This window comes from Methylovorus mays (assembly GCF_020531915.1).
GTDB lineage: Bacteria > Pseudomonadota > Gammaproteobacteria > Burkholderiales > Methylophilaceae > Methylovorus > Methylovorus mays.
Window position 1 is genome coordinate 805,655 of record NZ_JAJAVG010000008.1, and the last position, 18,028, is coordinate 823,682.

Annotated in this window: 15 protein-coding genes; 6 read left to right on the forward strand and 9 right to left on the reverse strand. The window is 56.8% G+C overall.

The window, feature by feature from the left end; translation table 11 throughout:
• Positions 1-2: 2 nt before the first annotated feature.
• The 4 genes from LG203_RS14120 to LG203_RS14135 form a co-directional block, all read right to left on the reverse strand.
• The gene (locus LG203_RS14120) at positions 3-791 is read right to left on the reverse strand and encodes a uroporphyrinogen-III synthase (protein ID WP_230346342.1); all 789 of its coding nucleotides are present in this window, start codon (positions 789-791) and stop codon (positions 3-5) included.
• On the reverse strand, positions 784-1,746 hold the full coding sequence (gene hemC / locus LG203_RS14125) for a hydroxymethylbilane synthase (RefSeq protein ID WP_230346343.1): 963 nt from the start codon (positions 1,744-1,746) through the stop codon (positions 784-786). Before hemC ends, LG203_RS14120 begins: the two co-directional genes overlap by 8 nt.
• Positions 1,747-1,829: 83 nt before the next feature.
• Positions 1,830-2,570 carry a LytR/AlgR family response regulator transcription factor gene (locus LG203_RS14130; protein WP_230346344.1) on the reverse strand — a complete coding sequence of 247 codons (741 nt, stop codon included), beginning with the start codon at positions 2,568-2,570 and terminating at the stop codon, positions 1,830-1,832.
• A gap of 82 nt (positions 2,571-2,652) precedes the next feature.
• Positions 2,653-3,702 carry a sensor histidine kinase gene (locus LG203_RS14135; RefSeq protein WP_230346345.1) on the reverse strand — a complete coding sequence of 350 codons (1,050 nt, stop codon included), beginning with the start codon at positions 3,700-3,702 and terminating at the stop codon, positions 2,653-2,655.
• Between the two features lie 29 nt (positions 3,703-3,731).
• On the opposite strand from LG203_RS14135, the gene argH reads away from it, so the two are divergent.
• From argH to LG203_RS14155, 4 genes are all read left to right on the forward strand, one after another.
• Positions 3,732-5,144, forward strand: coding sequence for an argininosuccinate lyase (gene argH / locus LG203_RS14140; protein WP_230346346.1), 1,413 nt, complete (start codon positions 3,732-3,734; stop codon positions 5,142-5,144).
• Between the two features lie 18 nt (positions 5,145-5,162).
• Positions 5,163-6,020 carry an alpha/beta hydrolase family protein gene (locus LG203_RS14145; protein WP_230346347.1) on the forward strand — a complete coding sequence of 286 codons (858 nt, stop codon included), beginning with the start codon at positions 5,163-5,165 and terminating at the stop codon, positions 6,018-6,020.
• A 382-nt stretch (positions 6,021-6,402) separates the two neighbouring features.
• Positions 6,403-8,637 carry a UDP-forming cellulose synthase catalytic subunit gene (bcsA, locus tag LG203_RS14150; RefSeq protein WP_230346348.1) on the forward strand — a complete coding sequence of 745 codons (2,235 nt, stop codon included), beginning with the start codon at positions 6,403-6,405 and terminating at the stop codon, positions 8,635-8,637.
• A 32-nt stretch (positions 8,638-8,669) separates the two neighbouring features.
• Positions 8,670-10,808, forward strand: coding sequence for a cellulose biosynthesis cyclic di-GMP-binding regulatory protein BcsB (locus tag LG203_RS14155; RefSeq protein WP_230346349.1), 2,139 nt, complete (start codon positions 8,670-8,672; stop codon positions 10,806-10,808).
• A 7-nt stretch (positions 10,809-10,815) separates the two neighbouring features.
• On the opposite strand, the gene LG203_RS14160 is transcribed toward LG203_RS14155, so the two are convergent.
• The gene (locus tag LG203_RS14160) at positions 10,816-11,409 is read right to left on the reverse strand and encodes a hypothetical protein (protein WP_230346350.1); all 594 of its coding nucleotides are present in this window, start codon (positions 11,407-11,409) and stop codon (positions 10,816-10,818) included.
• A 127-nt stretch (positions 11,410-11,536) separates the two neighbouring features.
• Between LG203_RS14160 and LG203_RS14165 the strand changes: the two genes are divergently transcribed.
• A complete protein-coding gene (locus LG203_RS14165; RefSeq protein ID WP_230346351.1) occupies positions 11,537-12,520 on the forward strand; it encodes a glycosyl hydrolase family 8 in 984 nt (327 codons plus the stop codon).
• Positions 12,517-15,147 (forward strand): cellulose synthase subunit BcsC-related outer membrane protein, encoded by a 2,631-nt coding sequence (locus tag LG203_RS14170; RefSeq protein ID WP_230346352.1) that lies wholly within the window; start codon positions 12,517-12,519, stop codon positions 15,145-15,147. Before LG203_RS14165 ends, LG203_RS14170 begins: the two co-directional genes overlap by 4 nt.
• 92 nt (positions 15,148-15,239) lie before the next feature.
• Here LG203_RS14170 and hemW read toward each other — a convergent pair whose 3' ends face one another.
• The 4 genes from hemW to rph are packed head-to-tail and all read right to left on the reverse strand — an operon-like array spanning position 15,240 to position 18,012.
• Positions 15,240-16,457: a radical SAM family heme chaperone HemW gene (gene hemW, locus LG203_RS14175; protein ID WP_230346353.1), complete on the reverse strand. Its 1,218-nt coding sequence runs from the start codon at positions 16,455-16,457 to the stop codon at positions 15,240-15,242.
• Positions 16,458-16,473: 16 nt separating this feature from the next.
• The gene (locus tag LG203_RS14180; protein WP_013440870.1) at positions 16,474-16,692 is read right to left on the reverse strand and encodes a hypothetical protein; all 219 of its coding nucleotides are present in this window, start codon (positions 16,690-16,692) and stop codon (positions 16,474-16,476) included.
• The gene (gene rdgB, locus LG203_RS14185; RefSeq protein ID WP_230346354.1) at positions 16,689-17,294 is read right to left on the reverse strand and encodes an RdgB/HAM1 family non-canonical purine NTP pyrophosphatase; all 606 of its coding nucleotides are present in this window, start codon (positions 17,292-17,294) and stop codon (positions 16,689-16,691) included. The genes LG203_RS14180 and rdgB overlap by 4 nt, the downstream gene beginning before the upstream one ends.
• Position 17,295: 1 nt before the next feature.
• Positions 17,296-18,012, reverse strand: coding sequence for a ribonuclease PH (rph, locus tag LG203_RS14190; RefSeq protein WP_230346355.1), 717 nt, complete (start codon positions 18,010-18,012; stop codon positions 17,296-17,298).
• Between the last annotated feature and the right edge of the window lie 16 nt (positions 18,013-18,028).

Genomic DNA, 18,028 nt, shown 5'->3' on the forward strand with positions numbered 1-18,028 from the left:
ATTCAGTGTCGTTGTTGTTTCAAGAGGGCTACAGTATTCAGGCATTGCAGCATGGCATCATCTCCCGGCGCCTCGGCGATCCTGACGTGCAATCCAAGATCAAGTGGCAGTTCGGCAATGCGTGCATGATTCACACACAGCGTCACATCCCGTATCCACGGCTGCTGCGCATTATTCGTCATGGCCAGCAAATGGCGCATGGCTTCGCTACTGGTGACCACAACGGCATCCAGTTGCTGTTGTTGCCAGAGTTGCGCCAACGGCTCTGCACTGGTTTGCGGGTTGATACGGCGGTAGCATTCGGCAAAATCTACAGTAGCACCGCGTGAACGCAGACTCTCTGCCAGTAGTTCCCGGCCACCAACCCCACGAAAAATCAAAAACCGCTTGCCCTTTACCTGCTGCATCTCGGGGAGTGCCAGTAGCGATTCACTATCATACCTGCCTTGTGGCGTTAGCACTGGCGCGATGCCCAGGCTGGTCAGTTCAGTAGCGGTGACCGGGCCGATGGCAGCATGCCGTAATGTGGCTGGGGGCTTGCCGACCAGATTCAGCATCCTTGGTATGCCATTCTGAACCGCATTGCTACTGATAAAAATAGTCCAATCGTACTTGTCGAGCTCATTTAGCTGGGCATCAAATGTGCTGTAATCTGCCAGCGGAGCGATTTCAATCAGCGGAAAGGCATGGGGCTGGCCCCCTGCTTCCACGATCATGCGCGATAAACGCTTAGCCTGGTCTGACGGCCGTGTAATGGCAACGCCTAGGCCTGTCAGGGGCTGATCAACCATGCGTGCTTTGTTCAGCCAGCGCTTGCAGAATGCCATCCGCTCCCTGCGCAATCAGGGATTGGGCTAGTTGCTGGCCCAATAGTTCAGGTTCGGCTGCATTTCCTTGTGCCTCGGCACGCAGCATCTGCTTGCCGTCCACACTGGCGACGAAGCCATGGATGGTGATGTTGTCGCCTTGTTTGGTGGCATAAGCCCCCAGCGGTACCGTACAGCTGCCAGCAAGCGCCCGGCTCATGCCGCGTTCAGCCTCTACGCAAGCGGCCGTATCGGCATGGTTAAGCGGGGCTAATACCGTTAACAGATCGGTACGCGCCGCATTGATTTCAATGCCCAGCGCACCTTGCCCAACGGCGGGAATACTGTCTTCCGGTGCAATGGTCTGCGCTATGCGGTTACCCAGGCCCAGGCGGATCAGACCGGCGGCTGCCAGAATGATGGCGGCATATTGGCCTTCATCGAGTTTACGCAGGCGGGTCTGCAGATTGCCGCGCAAGGACTCAATGACCAGGTGAGGAAAACGCGCTTGCAACTGACTCTGACGGCGCAGGCTGGATGTGCCGACGATGCTGCCCGCAGGCAAGGCTTCCAGCGAGGCGTAATGATTGGATACAAAGGCATCGCGCGGGTCTTCGCGTTCGCCAATCGCGGCCATGGCAAAGCCTTCGGGCAGATGCATGGGTACATCTTTCATCGAGTGTACTGCCAGATCCGCGCGACCATCGGCCAATGCCTGCTCCAGCTCCTTCACAAACAGCCCCTTGCCGCCAATGCGTGCCAGCGGGGAATCCAGAATCTGGTCACCAGTGGTGGTCATGCCCAGAATTTCCACCTCGGTGTCTGGGTACAGCGCCTGCAGGCGGGCCTGGATATGGCGGGCCTGCCACATGGCCAGCGCACTCTCACGCGAGGCAATGACAAGTTTTTTGGGGATGCTGCTGGGAGGAGTCGAAGTCATAGTGGGCTGGCAGGGCGCAACGCCCGAAAAATCGAATAAAACGCTATTTTAACATACGGATGATGACGGCTTTGTGCGGGTGGTTAGCCTGCCAGGTTTTTAAGCAGATGCAATTGCCGCCGACTGACGGCCACGCTTTCCGGAATGCCTTTCAGCAGCGCCACCCATTGATGTTCCCCCTCCGTCATTTTCTGATAACCCAGCAGGTAGTGCGGATTGACCAGGCAGTTGCGATGCAGCCGCAGAAAGCGTTCGCCAAATTCCTGCTCTATGCTGTTGAGGCTGTCTTCTATCAGATATGCATGTTGTGCAGTGCGCAAAGTGGTGTATTTCAGCTCTGCACGCAGATAGATCACCTCGTTCACCGGAACCAGCAGGACACGTCCGCGCTCACTGATGCTGAAATGGCTGCGCTGAGGCTGCATGGGGCGAATCGCCGCCAGTTGGGCTGGCAGCAAGGCGCGGGCCTTGTTGATGGCGGTGAGCAGACGTTCGCGCCGGATAGGCTTCAGCAGGTAATCGACAGCGTTCATGTCAAATGCCTGCAGTGCGTAAGCATCATAAGCCGTGGTGAAGATAATCGCAGGCGGGGAGGCCAGCTTCTGCAAATGGCTGGCGGCTTCTATGCCGTCCATTTGCGGCATGCGGATATCCAGAAGCACCAGGCTTGCCCCGCTTTGCTGGGCAAGCTCAATGGCTTCGGCACCATGACGTGCTTCTCCGGCAATGCTGACGTCGGGGATATCCGCCAGCAGCTCGCGCAGGCGATTGCGTGCAGGCGCTTCGTCGTCGGCGATGATGAGTGTGACGGATTGATCAGCCATAGTATTGATAAACCATAGTTCAGTGGCACATCCTCGGTCGGTTCAATGGGTGAGTCATCGCGTGACTTGCCAAGGCTTGGCTTCAGCTAAGCCGATGTCGTTGATAAGGCAGCACGATATGCACTTCATAACGGCCATCGCGTGCAGAACTGGAGAGTGTGGCGGCGACATCGAAGTGCAAGGCCAGGCGTTCACGGATATTGGCCAGCGCCATTTTGTTGCCCGAGGTGCGGGGCTGCTCGCCAGTCAATGGGTTGGATAGCAGCAGGTGCACTTCATTGTGTACCGTGTAAATCTTGATGAGGATCTCGCCGCCTTCGCTCAGTGGCTCTATGCCGTGGTAAACCGCATTTTCCAGTAATGGCTGCAACACCAGCGGCGGCACCAGGGCATCGGGTGGCATGTTGTCCATTTGCCATATGACGAGCAGGCGCTCGTCCAGCCGCAGTTTCTCCAGTGCCAGGTATTGGCGGCACAGACTGATTTCCTGCGCCAATGGCACCAGTTCGCGGTTGTCCGCCATTAGCACACGGAACAGTTCCGCCAAGTCTTCCAATGCGGCTTCTGCCCGCTGCGGCTGACTGCGCACCAGGGATAGCACCGCATTCAGGCTGTTGAACAGAAAGTGTGGGCGTATGCGTGCCTGCAATGCCTGCAGGCGCGCCTCGGCCATGGCGGGCGACATCGAGCGGTAACGCAGATGCAGGTAGTGCGCGGTGATCAGGCAAGCACTCAGGCTCAGCAGCCAGATTCTGGCCAAAGGCGGCAGGGCATCCATGCCCAGCATCTGCGTGCCGGCGATATAAAGCAGGGTTACCACCAGCATGGCGCATCCTCCCGCCAGCACCATCGCCAGGCTGTATCGCAGCCGTAACAGCCATGGGTATGCCAGATAAAGCACGAGCAAGCTCAGCAACAACGCTGGCTGACCAAACGCGGACTGCTCGGTGAAGTGGCTGAGCGTTGCCGATAAGCTGGTGCTTTGCACGGCGGCGGAGAGCAGTATGAGCAGATTGACCAGTAACAGGATGCGCAAGGCGATGCCGGGATTACGAAAATCCGGCAGTTTTTGCAGCGCTCCCGCCGCGGTCGCAGTGAGCGTAAGGCCGGGCTTTTGCTTTATACTTGTCATAAGCTCATTATTCTTAACGAAAACGTCTCATGCAAGAACAATCCCGCACCCCCAATTCACTTGATGCCAAAGACAAAGCCTGGTCCGGCCGGTTTAACGAGCCTGTCGCCGAGCTGGTCAAGCGCTACACGGCATCGGTGGATTTCGACAAACGCCTGGCCGAGTTTGATATTCAGGGGTCGCTCGCCCACGCACGCATGCTGGGCAAGCAGGGCATTATCAGCCATGAGGATGTCAGCGCTATCGAGCAGGGGCTGGCTGCGATCCTGCAGGAGATTCGCGCTGGCGAGTTCGAGTGGCTGCTCGACCTGGAGGATGTGCATCTGAACATCGAAAAGCGCCTGACCGACAAGATAGGCGATGCAGGCAAGCGTCTGCACACCGGCCGTTCACGCAATGACCAGGTGGCCACCGATGTGCGCCTGTGGCTGCGCGCCACCACCGATGACGTGATGGCCGGCATTCGTGGCCTGCAGGCTTCGCTGCTGGATCTTGCTGAAGCGCACAGTGATACCGTGATGCCTGGCTTTACCCATTTGCAGGTGGCTCAGCCGGTGACTTTTGGTCACCATCTGCTGGCATATTTTGAGATGTTGCAGCGCGATGCCGAGCGTTTTGCCGATGCGCGCAAGCGTATCAATCGCCTGCCGCTGGGCGCCGCCGCGCTGGCGGGCACCAGTTACCCGATAGATCGCGAATTTGTCGCGCAGCAACTAGGGTTTGATGCGGTATGCCAGAACTCGCTGGATGCGGTATCTGACCGCGATTTCGCCATTGAATTTACCGCCGCCGCTGCCTTGCTGATGACGCATCTGTCGCGCTTCTCAGAAGAGCTGATCCTGTGGTCCAGTCCACGCTTTGGCTTTATTGATATTGCTGATCGTTTCTGTACTGGTTCCAGCATCATGCCGCAGAAAAAAAATCCTGACGTGCCCGAGCTGGTGCGTGGCAAGACCGGGCGGGTGAATGGTCATCTGGTGGCACTGCTCACCCTGATGAAAAGCCAGCCGCTGGCGTACAACAAGGATAATCAGGAAGACAAGGAACCCTTGTTCGACACGGCAGACACCATTCTGGTGACCTTGCAGATTTATGCCGACATGCTGCGTGGCATCAAGGTCGACAAGGCCGCCATGCGGGCGGCGGCCAGCGAAGGCTTTGCGACCGCGACCGATCTTGCTGATTATCTGGTGAAAAAGGGCACCCCTTTCCGCGATGCCCATGAAGTGGTGGCGTTGGCGGTGCGTTATGCCGTGGAAAAAGGCTGCGACCTGTCAGACCTGCCCCTGGCCGAGCTGCAGAAATTCAGTACCCAGATCAGCGAGGATGTCTATGCTGTGCTGACGCTGGAAGGCTCGCTGGCCAGCCGCAATCATATCGGGGGAACTGCTCCGGAGCAGGTCCGGCTTGCCATCGGCCGCGCGCGTCAGGCTCTGGCCTGATCGCTTCACATTTTCTGCATGCCGGTCGGTTTCCACACATTCAGCGTGTCAGATGCTGCACAGCATCTGACCTTTCCCATTCTTGCTTTTTATCCCGCCACCCAAGCTCCACAGCCACACACGATCGGCCCTTACAGCATGGAGGTGGCGCTTGATGCCCCTGTGGCACCTGGCCCTCATCCGCTGGTCGTGATTTCACATGGCAGTGGTGGGGCGCCTATTTTGTATCGCACTATCGCCATGACCTTGGCGGCGCGCGGCTATGTGGTCGTGTTGCTGGAGCATCCAGGCAATAATCGGCTCGATAACAGCCTCAAGGGCACCTTGCAAAATCTGCAGAATCGTCCGCGCCATGTCTCGCTTACCATCGACCATCTGGTCTCGCACCCTGTGTATTCTCGCTATCTAGATTTCACCCGCATTGCCGTGATTGGCCATTCGCTGGGAGCATATACCGCGCTTGCCCTGGCTGGCGGGCAGCCCTGGACTCAGGCGCGGGAGGCCGTGCCGGTGGAGGCTGACGATCGCATCTCCGCGCTGGTGCTGCTGGCGCCCGCCACGGCCTACTATATGCCCGAAGGCGCCTTGAGCGCCGTTAATCTTCCCATCCTCATCCTCACTGGCGAACACGATGATATTACCCCGCAATGGCATGCCGATCTGGTGATCAGGGGCGTGCAGCAGCCGGCAAGTGTAAGCTGGCACGAAGTGAAGAATGCCGGGCATTTTTCTTTCCTGAGCCCATTCCCACAGGCGATGCAGCGGCCTGGCCTGGCCCCGGCGCTTGACCCTCCAGGCTTTGACCGCGTCGCCTTTCATCAGGTCATGCCTATGCAAGTCGCCACGTTTCTTGACCAGCATCTGGGGCATGTTTGAGTCGGGCTGGCAAGAAACCCCGATTGCTGAGGGCTCTGTTTCAGCGCCAGTCATGCATGTTGGTTGCCTTGGCTGCACTATTCAGGGGAGTTTTTTTCATTCCACGGTGAAATGAACAGGGGGCGTGAGAGGGAGAGGTAAATTAATAAAGCGTCTTAGTCTATGATTTTATGGAGATTTACAAGTTATAGCATAGCGTAAAAAAGCGGACGGAACGGGAGTTGCTAGTTATCCTGCTTGAGTCTTGCGCAAGCTTTCGCTATCTATACTGCGAGGGTGGGCTTGATGATAAAGTGGCATGCGGTTGGGGCAGGCAATGCCAGCCGCGTCAGATGAGGATCAGGGGATCATCTGTGAACATGAGAATTAAAAGAAAAAACGCATGAAACCAAAGACGTTGTTCCCATTTTTCAATGAGGATCCGAAGAGCCAGTCGCTCTCCATCGGCTGGCTGTTGCTGGGGTTTGCCAGCCTGTTGATGTACCTCTTGAAGGTATCCATTGATGTCTTTGATCTTCAGCGTCAGCTCATGCTGTCCTGGGGCGTGTTTGTCATTCTGGCGTGCATGTACAAATGGCAAGTTACCAAGCGACCGCCATGGCGGTTTTTGTTTATCCTGCTTTCCGGCTTTCTGGCCTTGCGATACCTGATCTGGCGCAGTACCGAAACCCTGATCTACACGGGGCCGCTGGATTTTATTGCCATGACGCTGCTGTACTTGGCAGAAGTATATTCCCTGACGATCTACATGCTGGGGATATTGCTGAATCTCTGGCCCCTGCGCAACCGGCCGCTCAAATTGCCGCCCAACCTGGCGGACTATCCCACCGTCGATGTGTTTATTCCGACTTACGATGAGTCGGACGATATCATCCGCATCACGACCATCGCCGCCAGTCAGATTGACTATCCCAAAGACAAACTGCGCATTCATATCTGCGACGATGGCAGCACCATAAACAAACGAAACAATCCGGCCACCGCCGAGGTCGCCTGGGCACGCTATTACCGCCTGCGCAGATTAGCGCAGGATTTGGGCGCGAACTACATCACCCGCGAAACCAATGTTGCCGCCAAGGCGGGCAATCTTAACCATGCCCTGCATCAGACACACGGCGAACTTTTTCTTGTGCTGGATTGCGACCACGTGCCCACCCATGACATCCTGCGTCGCACCGTTGGGTTCTTTTCGGCTGACCCCAAGCTGTTCCTGGTGCAGACACCGCACTTCTTCATTAATCCCACGCCCGTCGAGAAGAATCTTATCGGCGTGGGTAACCCTAATCGTGAAAACGACATGTTTTACAAGGAAATCCATCGTTCGCTGGATTTCTGGAATTCCAGTTACTTCTGTGGGTCGGCCGCGCTATTACGGCGGCGGTATGTCATGGAAGTGGGTGGGATTGCCGGTAAAACCATTACCGAGGATGCCGAAACATCGTTTCACTTGCACAGCCTGGGCTATAACAGCATTTATCTTGATCGTCCCATGGTATGCGGGCTATCGCCGGAGAGTTACAAGGATTACATCCTGCAACGCACCCGCTGGGCGCAGGGCATGGTGCAGCTGTTCCTGCTGAGCAATCCGCTGATGGCCAAAGGGCTGAGCTTCCACCAGCGCTTGTGCTATTTCAACTTCTGCTTTTACTGGTTCTTTGGGCTGGCGCGCGTGATGTTTTTCATTGCACCAGCCTTGTTCCTGTTGCTCAGCCTCAAGATTTATTTTGCGTCCTTCACGCAAGTCATCAGTTATGCCGTGCCATATATCTTTTCTACTTTCATGCTCATGGATTTTTTCTATGGCCGGGCACGCCAGCCGTTTTTCTCGGAAATTTACGAGAGTGTGCAGTCGATATTCCTGGCACCGGCGGTGATTGCGGTGCTATTCAATCCGCACAAGCCATCGTTCAAGGTCACGCCCAAGGGCAACACGCAGGAACAGGACTTCCTGAACCCCTTGGCCGCTATCTTTTTCGTCATCATCCTGATCAATATTCTGGCCATTGGTGCCGGCGTGATCAGCTGGTTTACGGATCCCATTCTGAGGGACACCCTGTCGGTCACCGCCGTCTGGTGCACCTACAATGTCGTGCTGGCAATCATCTCACTAGGCGCTTTCTGGGAGCGCAAACAGTTGCGGCAGTTCCACCGTATCAATGTAGAGGAACCCATCAGGATCAGATTGGCAGGTGCGGATGCCGAGTACGTGGGAGAGACGCTGGATCTTTCCATGACCGGGCTGGGATTCAAGGTGAAGCTGCCCAAGCCACCAGCCGTTTCGGAGCCAGTGATGCTGGAAACCACCAGCAGCGATGGCAGGACGTTTGTCTTTAACGCGGTATTCAAGCGGGTGATTGAGCGTAACGGCGTGTTTTATTGCGGCACGGAATTTGTGCTGGACAAGCAGAGTTACGCCCAGGCCGTGGCTTATTTGTATGGCGATAGCGGGCGCTGGACGCGTTTCTGGGCCAAGAAAACCCGCAATGAGAAGACATTCAGAATGCTGGGTCACCTGTTTGTATCTGGCATCAAAGGCATGGCGGAAAGCTTCGGAATCATGACGTCATCAGGTGTGCAGTACCTGGTGGCCTTGCAAAGAAAATACGCAAAAAAATAAACCAATCAATCATGGGGAAGTTCGGGGGTCGTATGAAAGTATGGATGTATGTCGTTTTATGGATGTTTCCGCTATTGGGCTATGCCAATACCCAGCAGGTCGAGCTAGACAAGCTGATGGCGGCGCCTACGCTCACCTTGAAATGTACCGGGGATGAGCAGGGGCTGGATATTCCGCTGGCGCATCGCTGGAATGTGAAGAAGGTCACGCTGAACCTGCATTATGTGTCCTCGATCAACCTGATTACCAGCCAATCCCAGCTGGTGGTCAAGCTGAACGGCATGCCGATTGCCCAGACCAAGCTCGATGCCTTGAGCCCGGATGTGCTGGTGCAGCTTAATCTGCCTGTGCAGTATCTGAGCGCCGGCTATAACAAACTCTCGTTTGCCGTGGCCCAGCATAGTGAAAGTAAAGGCTGCGAAAAGGGCTGCTCGCCCGATATGTGGACGACCATAGACCTCAAGCGCTCGGTACTGGCGATCGACTACGAAAACAAAGCCGTCCCTGTTGCATTGTCCAGTGTGGGCACCCTGCTGTTTGATCCGAAAGTCTTCCCGCAGGCGGAAGTGCATCTCGTCACGGATACCCAGGACGCCGAATTGCTCAACCCCTTGTCGATTGTGGCCTCCGGTGTGGCGCATCATTTCGATTATCGGCAGGTCAGCTTCACGGTTTCCAGCAAGTTGAAGCCTGGCGTGGATAACATCCTCGTGGGCAAGCATGTGTTTGTCCAAGGCCTGCTGGGCGAGGCGAAACTCGCCTTGGTTGACCACGAGCAGGGGGGCTATGTCAGCATGCTACCCCTGCCGCAGGCGGGAGGCGGGCAGGATGCCGGGCATGCGCTGCTGGTGGTGACGGGCAAGCAGGTCGATGATGTCAAGCTCGCGGCCGAAACCTTTGCCAGCATGTCGACCTTTCCTGGCACGTCTAGTCTGAGTGCTTATGAATTCAAGTTGCCCAAGCTCAAGGAATACAGCGGCCGTGAGCTGATTGAGCCTGGCAAGGAATACACGCTCAAGGCACTGAATTTCCCGACAGCGACCTTTCAAGGCGGCAACGCCAACAGCAAGGATATCAATTTCCGCTTGCCGTCAGATTTCATGATCCGGCCCAACCTGTCGGCCAAGCTCACCCTGCACTTTGCTTACGGTGCCGGCATGCGTGACACCTCGGCCATGAATATCGTGGTGAATGGCAAGATCGTGAAAGGTATCCATCTGGGCAATACGGATGGAGCATCCTTCCAGAATTACATGATTGAGATCCCCACACGTCTGTTCCAGCCGGGGAGCAATCGCATTTCCTTCAATACCGAGTTGCATCCGCCCTTGAAGGAATGCGATCTGATGCTGACCGGCAATATGTTCCTCACCGTGTTTGATGACACTACCTTCAGCTTTCCCGACATGCCGCACTTTGTCGAGTTGCCGAGGCTGGAACTCTTCATGCTGAGCGGCTTTCCCTTTACGCGCTGGGCAGATGGTTACGAAAGCAAGGTGGTGTTGACCCAGACCGATGACAACACGCTGTCCGCTGCCATGAATCTGATCGGTTTGATGACGCAGAAAAGCGGTTTCCCCTTGTATGCCATCCAGCTGGATAAAGCCCTGGCCAATCCATGGAAGGGCGACTTTATTCTGCTGGGGTCGCCAGACAGCATTTCTGCCGCGCTAGGCGGCAAGGACTTGCCTTTCACCAAGGGTAAATCTGCCGTGCCATATGCACTGGTGCGGGATTGGGCATCCGATCCGGTGTTGGTCAGCAGTGTGCAATCGAGCCAGCTGGGTGAGGGCCAAGGCTATCTCATGCAGTTTGAGTCGCCTTATGAGTCGGGCCGCACTGGCATGGTATTCGCGGCGCGCGATTCAAAAAACCTGCTCAGCCTGAGCGAAGCCTTGCTTAAGTCCGAGGTGCAGGCGCAGACCGAGGGAGAGCTGACCATGCTGGATATTGCCTCGCAGGAAGACAAGCCTATCGTAAAAAGCTTCAAGCCTGAGGTCACATATACCACGGGTAAATCCGGCAAGAAATCGTTCTGGCAGTCTTACCTGTATACCCATCCCTACGTGTATTACGGGCTGGTGATTTTGCTGACTATCGGTTTTGCCATCACGCTGTTTGTCGTGCTCCGCCGCTACCGCAAGAAGCGTGTGGCAGGGCGGCCGGTTTAACGCGGCGTTATTCCAGCTGGTGATCGATGGTGCGCGTGCCATCCAGTGAACTTAAGCCTTGCTGCAATGGTTCGCGCCAGGTGTAAGCGAGCACCAGCAGAAACGGGATCAGGCAAATGAGGATGACCTTGATGAAAAAGCCAACAGAAGGTGCGCCTTGATGGTGAGTGGGGCTGGCGAGCTCAAATTCCTGCATCTTCCAGATCGCTTTGTAAGCGGTGGTGCTGGCATGGTCTGCCGGTCTGAATTGGATGGGTTGATCGTGGTGGATGGCGCGGTATGCGCTTTCTGACAGGTGAATTTGCCCTGGGCGCAGAAAAGCCGTCGGGGGCGGTGGAAAATCCGCGGTCATATTTTCATCGCATGCGATATGAATACCCAACAGTATGGGCGGGTGGCTGCCGTTATCGAAATTGAAGAGGTCGGTGGCGCGCTGTATGGCGATGGCGGCATCCAGACACTCATCGGTATTGCCAAAGCGGGCGATCCAATGTCGCTCCCCCAGGGTGATGGTGCCGGTGTGTTCCGTCACGCTGTCTTGTGCCAGCTGACGAATTTTTTGCAGAGCCTCGTCGCTGTGGCTGAAGACCTGGATAGTCATCCACACCGCTTGTGCCGGATTAACATGTTGTAATTGCGCGGAGCCAGTCATCGTTACCCTGTCAGTCATTTTGAGAGACGTTATGTTTAAAACGGATAGGCCTTTATCTTACTTTAAGGCGCTCCTCGTGGGTTTCCTATTTCATGTTGGCAGTGCTTCCGCCGTGGCGGGCCAGGCCGATTGGATGGAATTCAAGCAGCGCTTTGTGCTGGCCGAGGGCCGCGTGGTAGATGTCGGCAATGGTGGCATCAGCCATTCGGAAGGCCAGGGCGTTACCATGCTGCTGGCTGTGCATTACAACGATCAGAAGACATTTGATCGGTTGTGGCAGTGGACGCAAAGCGCGCTTCAGGTGCGCAAGGATCATCTGCTGGCCTGGCGCTGGACCACCAAAAATGGTGTCGATGACTTCAACAATGCCACGGATGGTGACTTGTATGTGGCATGGGCCCTGTTGCGCGCCTCGGATAAATGGCATGTGCCCGCCTATAAAACAGCGGCAGAGGCTATCCTCAATGATGTGAAGCGACTCCTGGTCAAGCCGAGCAAATGGGGCCCTGTCATTTTGCCGGGCACTACCGGATTTGAAAAACCGGCAGGCCAGATCGTCAATTTGTCTTATTGGGTTTTCCCGGCCCTGAATGATTTCAGTCGCTATGCGTCCGACCCTGTGTGGGATCAGCTGAGCCAGAGCGGTATCACCCTGATCGGGGAAAGCCATTTTGGCAAATGGCAGCTACCCACCGACTGGGTACAGCTTGGTAATAAGGTGATTCCTGCTCCGGGATTCCCGGCACAATTTGGTTATGACGCGGTGCGCGTGCCGTTTTTCATCATGTGGGGCAAGAAAGCCAGCGCCAATGTGCTGGCGCCGTTCCAGGCGTTCTGGGGGCATTACCAGAAAACCCCCTATCTGCCACCTACCGTCAGTATTGAAAACGACACAGTGGCTCCTTATGGCGCTGCGCCCGGTATCCTCAACATCGCGGATCTGACATGCCGTTATCCTGCTTTGCCGGCAAGGCGTGACTATCCGATCAACACGCAGGATTACTACTCGGCCACGCTGTTGCTGCTGGCCGATATGATGGTGGAGGAGCAGTCGCGGTGAAATACAAGACCTTGGTGGTCATGCTGTCACTGGCCGGACTGGCCGAATGCCCTGTTATCGTTTGTGCTGAGGAGGCCTCTGGCAATCTGCGGGCAATGACGGCCACCCCATCTGCATGGACGGTTGTCGCAGAGCAGGAATCAAATGCATCGCAGGCAACAATCAAGGCCTTGCCGTCTAATGTCATCAGCGAGCCCAAAGCGGTGTCCGATGCCATCGAATCGCAATCGCCCGACAAGAATGGTCGGGTGCAGAGCCAGCCACTGATTAACAATGTGCCGCTTTCCAGTTTTCTGACGCCTGCAAAAAAAGCGCCGGCTGCGGTAGCTGCCAAGCAAGACGCCGCACCCAACGCGCCTGATACCCGCCCCCTGTGGAAGCTATTCAACCAGCATGCGTATGACCGTGTGGAGCAGGGCATTGCCAAGCTGCAGAGTCAGTATCCGGACTGGAAAGCGCCGCCTGAGCTGGTGGCGCTGCTGACGCAAAAGCGACGCGAACAACGCCTGGAGCAGGTCATCCGCGAGCAGGATACCGAGGCGCTGGTGAAACTGGGTGAGCAATACCCGGAAGCCTTCTCCTGCGCAGCCATCGACAAGGCATGGGCACTGGCCGCTGCCCGCGCGACGCTGGGGCAGCGCGAATCCTTGCAAGCTCAGCTGCAGCATCTGGTTACCCAGTGCGAAAAAGAAGAAGACAGGCTCGCCACTCTGTACAAAGCCGAACACTGGCTTAGCCGTAAGGAATGGGAGGCCTTGATTGCGTTTGGCACTGCTACCCCGCGCACGGCGCGCGGCGAGGTGCTTTTTCAGCAACTGGTATACCAGAACGGGGTAGAGGATCTGGCGCTTGCCATCAAGCAGCATGACAATGCCAGGGTGGATAGCCTGTTTGAGCAGTTGCAGCCAGAGATCGTGGCCCGAAAAGATATCAGCCAGCTATTGCTGGTGGCCTGGCATGACTTCAAGCTGGAGCGACTGGCCGCAGCGCAGGATTTGTTTGCGACAGCACTGGCGATGGAGCCGCAGAATGACAATGCACGCTATGGCCTCGCCTTGGTCTTCGCGCGCGAGCAAAATCACGAACAAGCGATTACGGTGGCCCAAGGCTTGCCGGCGGGCGATGCCGGGCGCAATGATCTGCTGCTGAATGCCTATCTGGCGCTGGCAAAACAGGCCTACGGGCAACAGGATAGTCAGCAGACGCTGAACTACTTGCAGGAGGCAAAGCAGGCTGGGGCCTTGCCTCGCTATGCCTCGCTGATGGAGGCCTGGTCCCAGTTTGGGCTGGGGAATACCACACAAGCTGCCGAGGTGTTTGCCAGCCTTTACCGGGCGCAGCCGGATGAAGAAAGCGCCGCGGGCGTCATGGCGGGTTATCTCAAGCTGGAACGGGCAGATGATATAGCTCTGCTGGCGACCACGGAGCCGCTTGCCAGCCAATACCAGCATCATGTGGCGGCGGGCTTGTTTGGGCAGAAGCGCTTTTTTGAAGCGCGCGCGCTGGATGCTGACACCTATGGCGATGCCGGTGGCATAGCCGCGCCACAGGCCGGTGCCGGCGTCGCGTTGCGCGACAAGAGTGGCACGCAAGGCTTATCGCAGTTGAGCATACGTCAGGTACCGGTGCTGGAGGCCAGCATGCCGACGGGTAGCCATGGCGAGCTGAATGTGGCATTGCGCGAGGTCCGTCTGGATAGCGGCACATTGTCACGCGATGCGCTGGTGGGCTCTGGCAGTTCCGGTGCCTGGCGCTATTCCCCAACGACCTCTACCACCGGCCTGGAGCCGCGAGTCAGCTGGCGCGACGATGTGTGGGATATTGCCTTGGGCGTGACCCCGGATAACGGCGAGGTCAGCAGTCGCCCCACCGGTTATGTGGCATACCAGAGCATAGGCAAGTTGGCGAATCTCACCAGCAGTTTGTATGTAGAGCCAGTGCGCGAATCCATCCTGTCGTATACCGGTATGCGTGACCCCTATACCGGCAAGCAATGGGGGCGCGTGCTACGCAAAGGTGTTCGCTTCAATAGCCTGCAACAGCTGGGGAATAACTGGTCCGTCAGCGCTACCCTTAACCTGGAATATCTGGACGGCGAGAGTGTGGAGACGAATCGTCATGCGGGTGTGTTTGCCAGTGTGGGCAAAAACCTCGACTTGCCCGCCTTTTCATATGCGGTGGTGGGGCTGGGGTTCAATTATGACCATTATGAAAAAAATCTCAGTCATTTCACGCTGGGACATGGGGGATATTTCAGCCCGGAACGCTTTGTCAGCATAGGCCCGGCGCTGGACTTTTTAACCCGTGAAAACCAGCAGTTTATCGTGAAGGGGCGTTTGGCGTTTGCCACCGTGTCCATCGCCGAAGCGGCCTCACCCTGGTTTCCCGGCAATGACGATGGCAATAGCTATGCCTCCAGCAAAAATAATGGCATGAGCTATACCGCCGAAGCGACTGGCGTATGGCGTATCAACGACAGGCTGCAGATCGGCGGTGCGCTCTCCGAGCGCAATGCACCCCAGTACAAGGACGAAACGGGCATGCTGTTTTTAAGGGTGTTGTTTGAATCTCGGCAATCCGTGTTAAGTACGGACTTACCTACCAGAACCTTCAACGGGCTTTATTAAGCCGGGCTGGTGGGTCGACTGTCGTCTGCCGGGAAGCCATACTCGCTTAATCTGCGGCGAGGATGGGACTTCTGGCGAGATCTGTGCGTTGTTTACTCTTCCAGAAAGAGTTGCAACAGCTCATTCAAAAAGCGCTGCCCCAGCGCAGTAGGAGCAATCAGCTCAGGCGTGCGGGTGATGAGCCCGCGTTGCTCGGCTTGCTGCAGGGCCGGTTCCACCGTGCTCAGGGTTTGCCCGGTCATGGTGGTAAATAGCATAGGGTCAAAGCCTTCCGTCAGGCGCAGGGCATTCATCATGAACTCAAAGCCGAGGTCAGCCCGGTCCAGCAGACGTTCTTCCTCAATGTGGCCGGTTTCCGCCACGGCTTTCATGTAGGCGTTGGGTTGCTTGATGCGGGACTGCCGCAGAATGCGGTCATGAAAGCTCAGCTTGCTGTGAGCGCCCGCTCCTATGCCCAGATAATCCCCAAATACCCAGTAATTCAGGTTATGCCGACAACGCTTGCCCGCTTTGCCGAATGCGGAGGTTTCGTAATGACCATACCCGTGCTCTGCCAGCAGATGCTCGATGGCTTCTTGCATGGTGGCGCTGGTGTCATCGTCGGGCAGCGCTGGTGGCTTGTAGTAAAACGGGGTGTTAGGTTCCAGGGTCAGGTGATAAGCGGAGATATGCGTGGGGCCTAGCGCAATGGCGGTGCGCATATCCTGCAGCGCCTCTTCCAGCGTTTGTTCCGGCAGTGCATACATCAGGTCCAGATTGACGTTGCCAAAAATCCGGATGGCGTGCTCGGCGGCGTATTGCGCCTCTTCGCTGTTGTGTATGCGTCCTAGTGCCTGCAAATGACGCGGATTAAAACTTTGTATGCCGATGGAAATGCGGTTGACCCCAGCATCACGGTAGCCTGCAAAGCGTTCCGCTTCAAAAGTACCGGGGTTGGCTTCCAGCGTGATTTCCGCTTCGTATTCCAGTGGTGTGAGCATGCGCACATGGCTGAGGATGCGGTCTATGGATTCCGCGCTGAACAGGCTGGGCGTGCCGCCACCAAAAAATATGCTGCGTACCTTGCGGCCCCATACCAGCGGAGTGGCCTGCTCAAGATCAGCGATCAAGGCATCGACATAGGCGCTTTCGGGGATGGGGTTGCGCGATTCATGCGAGTTGAAATCGCAATAAGGGCATTTGCGCACGCACCAGGGGATATGGATATACAGGCTGAGTGGCGGCGGATTGCGCAGGCCACTGCTGGTGAGCTGGCCGACCAGCGGATTTTCAGTCACCGGGGCAGGCGCAATCGGAATGATCGGTATCATGCGGCGCGGATATGCGCTAGGCTTTGTTGTACGGGTTGATCAGGCTGTCGACCAGCTGGTGCAGGGCATCGCGCATCTGCTGCTCGGAGACTTCCATCAAGAGGCCGTCTTCGAGCGCATCCTGCGCAATCTGTTTCAGCTCGTCAAAATTCTCGGTCATGACCTTCACTTTTTCGGTGCAGGAGACCACGCTGTTGTCATCGCGTACCCATTTGGGCCAGTCGTTGCTACTCATGTTGCCAATCTCTCCAGCCGATGCAGCAAGCGGGCCATGGCCTGGCCTCGGTGGCTGATACGGCTCTTAATATCCAGGGGTAATTCGGCGACGGTCTTGCCGGTTTTGGCATCCAGAAACAGGGGGTCATAGCCGAAGCCATCCTCGCCGCGCAATGTGTCCAGTATCTCGCCTTGCCACACGCCTTCGGCAATCAGCGGTTCCGGATCGTCAGCATGCCGCACCAGCACGATCACGCAATAAAAATGTGCCTGCCGCTGGGTGAGACCCTGCATGACCTCCAGCAGTTTCGCATTATTACGAGCATCCGATTTTGGTTCACCGGCATAACGTGCCGACAGCACGCCAGGCGCGCCCTGCAGGGCATCCACGCATAAGCCGGAATCATCAGCCAGCGCGGGCAATCCGGTATGGCGGCTGGCATGGCGCGCCTTGGTCAACGCATTTTCAATAAACGTACAGTAAGGCTCCTCGGCTTCCGGCACATTCAGGGCGGATTGCGGGATGATTTCCAGGTCGAGCGGCGCCAGCAGATGGCGGATTTCACGCAACTTGCCAGCGTTGCCGCTGGCGATCACCAGTTGGTTGAAGGGCAGCGCCATGTTACAAGCCCAGCGCCTTGGCTTGCAGGCTGGTCAGCTCACGTATGCCTGCGGCGGCGAGATCCAGCATGCGATCCATATCGGCACGCTGAAATGGCACCCCTTCTGCCGTGCCCTGGATTTCCACATAACCACCGCTGCCGGTCATCACGACATTCATGTCGGTATCGCAGTCGGAGTCTTCAATATAGTCGAGGTCCAGCACCGGTGTGCCCTGGTAAACGCCTACCGACACGGCGGCGACGGAATCGCGCAAAGGCGATTCGGTGATCAGGCCCTGCGCCAGCAAACGGCTGATGGCATCATGTAGGGCAACATAGGCGCCGGTGATGCTGGCGGTGCGGGTGCCGCCGTCAGCCTGAATCACATCACAGTCAATCTGTATGCTGCGCTCGCCCAGCTTTTCCAGATCGATGATGGCACGCAGGGAGCGGCCAATCAGGCGCTGAATCTCTTGTGTGCGCCCACTCTGCTTGCCGCGTGCCGCTTCGCGGTCCATGCGGCTGCCGGTAGAGCGGGGCAGCATGCCGTACTCTGCTGTCACCCAGCCCTGATTTTTGCCGCGCAAAAACCCGGGTACTTTTTCGTCGACGCTGGCGGTGCACAGCACATGGGTATCGCCAAACCTGATCAGTACCGAGCCCTCGGCATGCTTGGTATAGTGCCGGATGATTTCAATGGGGCGTAGCTGGTGGGTTTCTCGCTGGCTGGGGCGCATGATGGTTTCGCTCTGT

Excerpts from the sequence above, each read along its gene's own strand:
- LG203_RS14120 (WP_230346342.1), bottom strand. The coding sequence starts at position 791 with ATGGTTGATCAGCCCCTGACAGGCCTAGGCGTTGCCATTACACGGCCG.
- hemC (WP_230346343.1), bottom strand. The coding sequence starts at position 1,746 with ATGACTTCGACTCCTCCCAGCAGCATCCCCAAAAAACTTGTCATTGCC.
- LG203_RS14130 (WP_230346344.1), bottom strand. The coding sequence starts at position 2,570 with ATGGCTGATCAATCCGTCACACTCATCATCGCCGACGACGAAGCGCCT.
- LG203_RS14135 (WP_230346345.1), bottom strand. The coding sequence starts at position 3,702 with ATGACAAGTATAAAGCAAAAGCCCGGCCTTACGCTCACTGCGACCGCG.
- argH (WP_230346346.1), top strand. The coding sequence starts at position 3,732 with ATGCAAGAACAATCCCGCACCCCCAATTCACTTGATGCCAAAGACAAA.
- LG203_RS14145 (WP_230346347.1), top strand. The coding sequence starts at position 5,163 with ATGCCGGTCGGTTTCCACACATTCAGCGTGTCAGATGCTGCACAGCAT.
- bcsA (WP_230346348.1), top strand. The coding sequence starts at position 6,403 with ATGAAACCAAAGACGTTGTTCCCATTTTTCAATGAGGATCCGAAGAGC.
- LG203_RS14155 (WP_230346349.1), top strand. The coding sequence starts at position 8,670 with ATGAAAGTATGGATGTATGTCGTTTTATGGATGTTTCCGCTATTGGGC.
- LG203_RS14160 (WP_230346350.1), bottom strand. The coding sequence starts at position 11,409 with ATGACTATCCAGGTCTTCAGCCACAGCGACGAGGCTCTGCAAAAAATT.
- hemW (WP_230346353.1), bottom strand. The coding sequence starts at position 16,457 with ATGATACCGATCATTCCGATTGCGCCTGCCCCGGTGACTGAAAATCCG.
- LG203_RS14180 (WP_013440870.1), bottom strand. The coding sequence starts at position 16,692 with ATGAGTAGCAACGACTGGCCCAAATGGGTACGCGATGACAACAGCGTG.
- rdgB (WP_230346354.1), bottom strand. The coding sequence starts at position 17,294 with ATGGCGCTGCCCTTCAACCAACTGGTGATCGCCAGCGGCAACGCTGGC.
- rph (WP_230346355.1), bottom strand. The coding sequence starts at position 18,012 with ATGCGCCCCAGCCAGCGAGAAACCCACCAGCTACGCCCCATTGAAATC.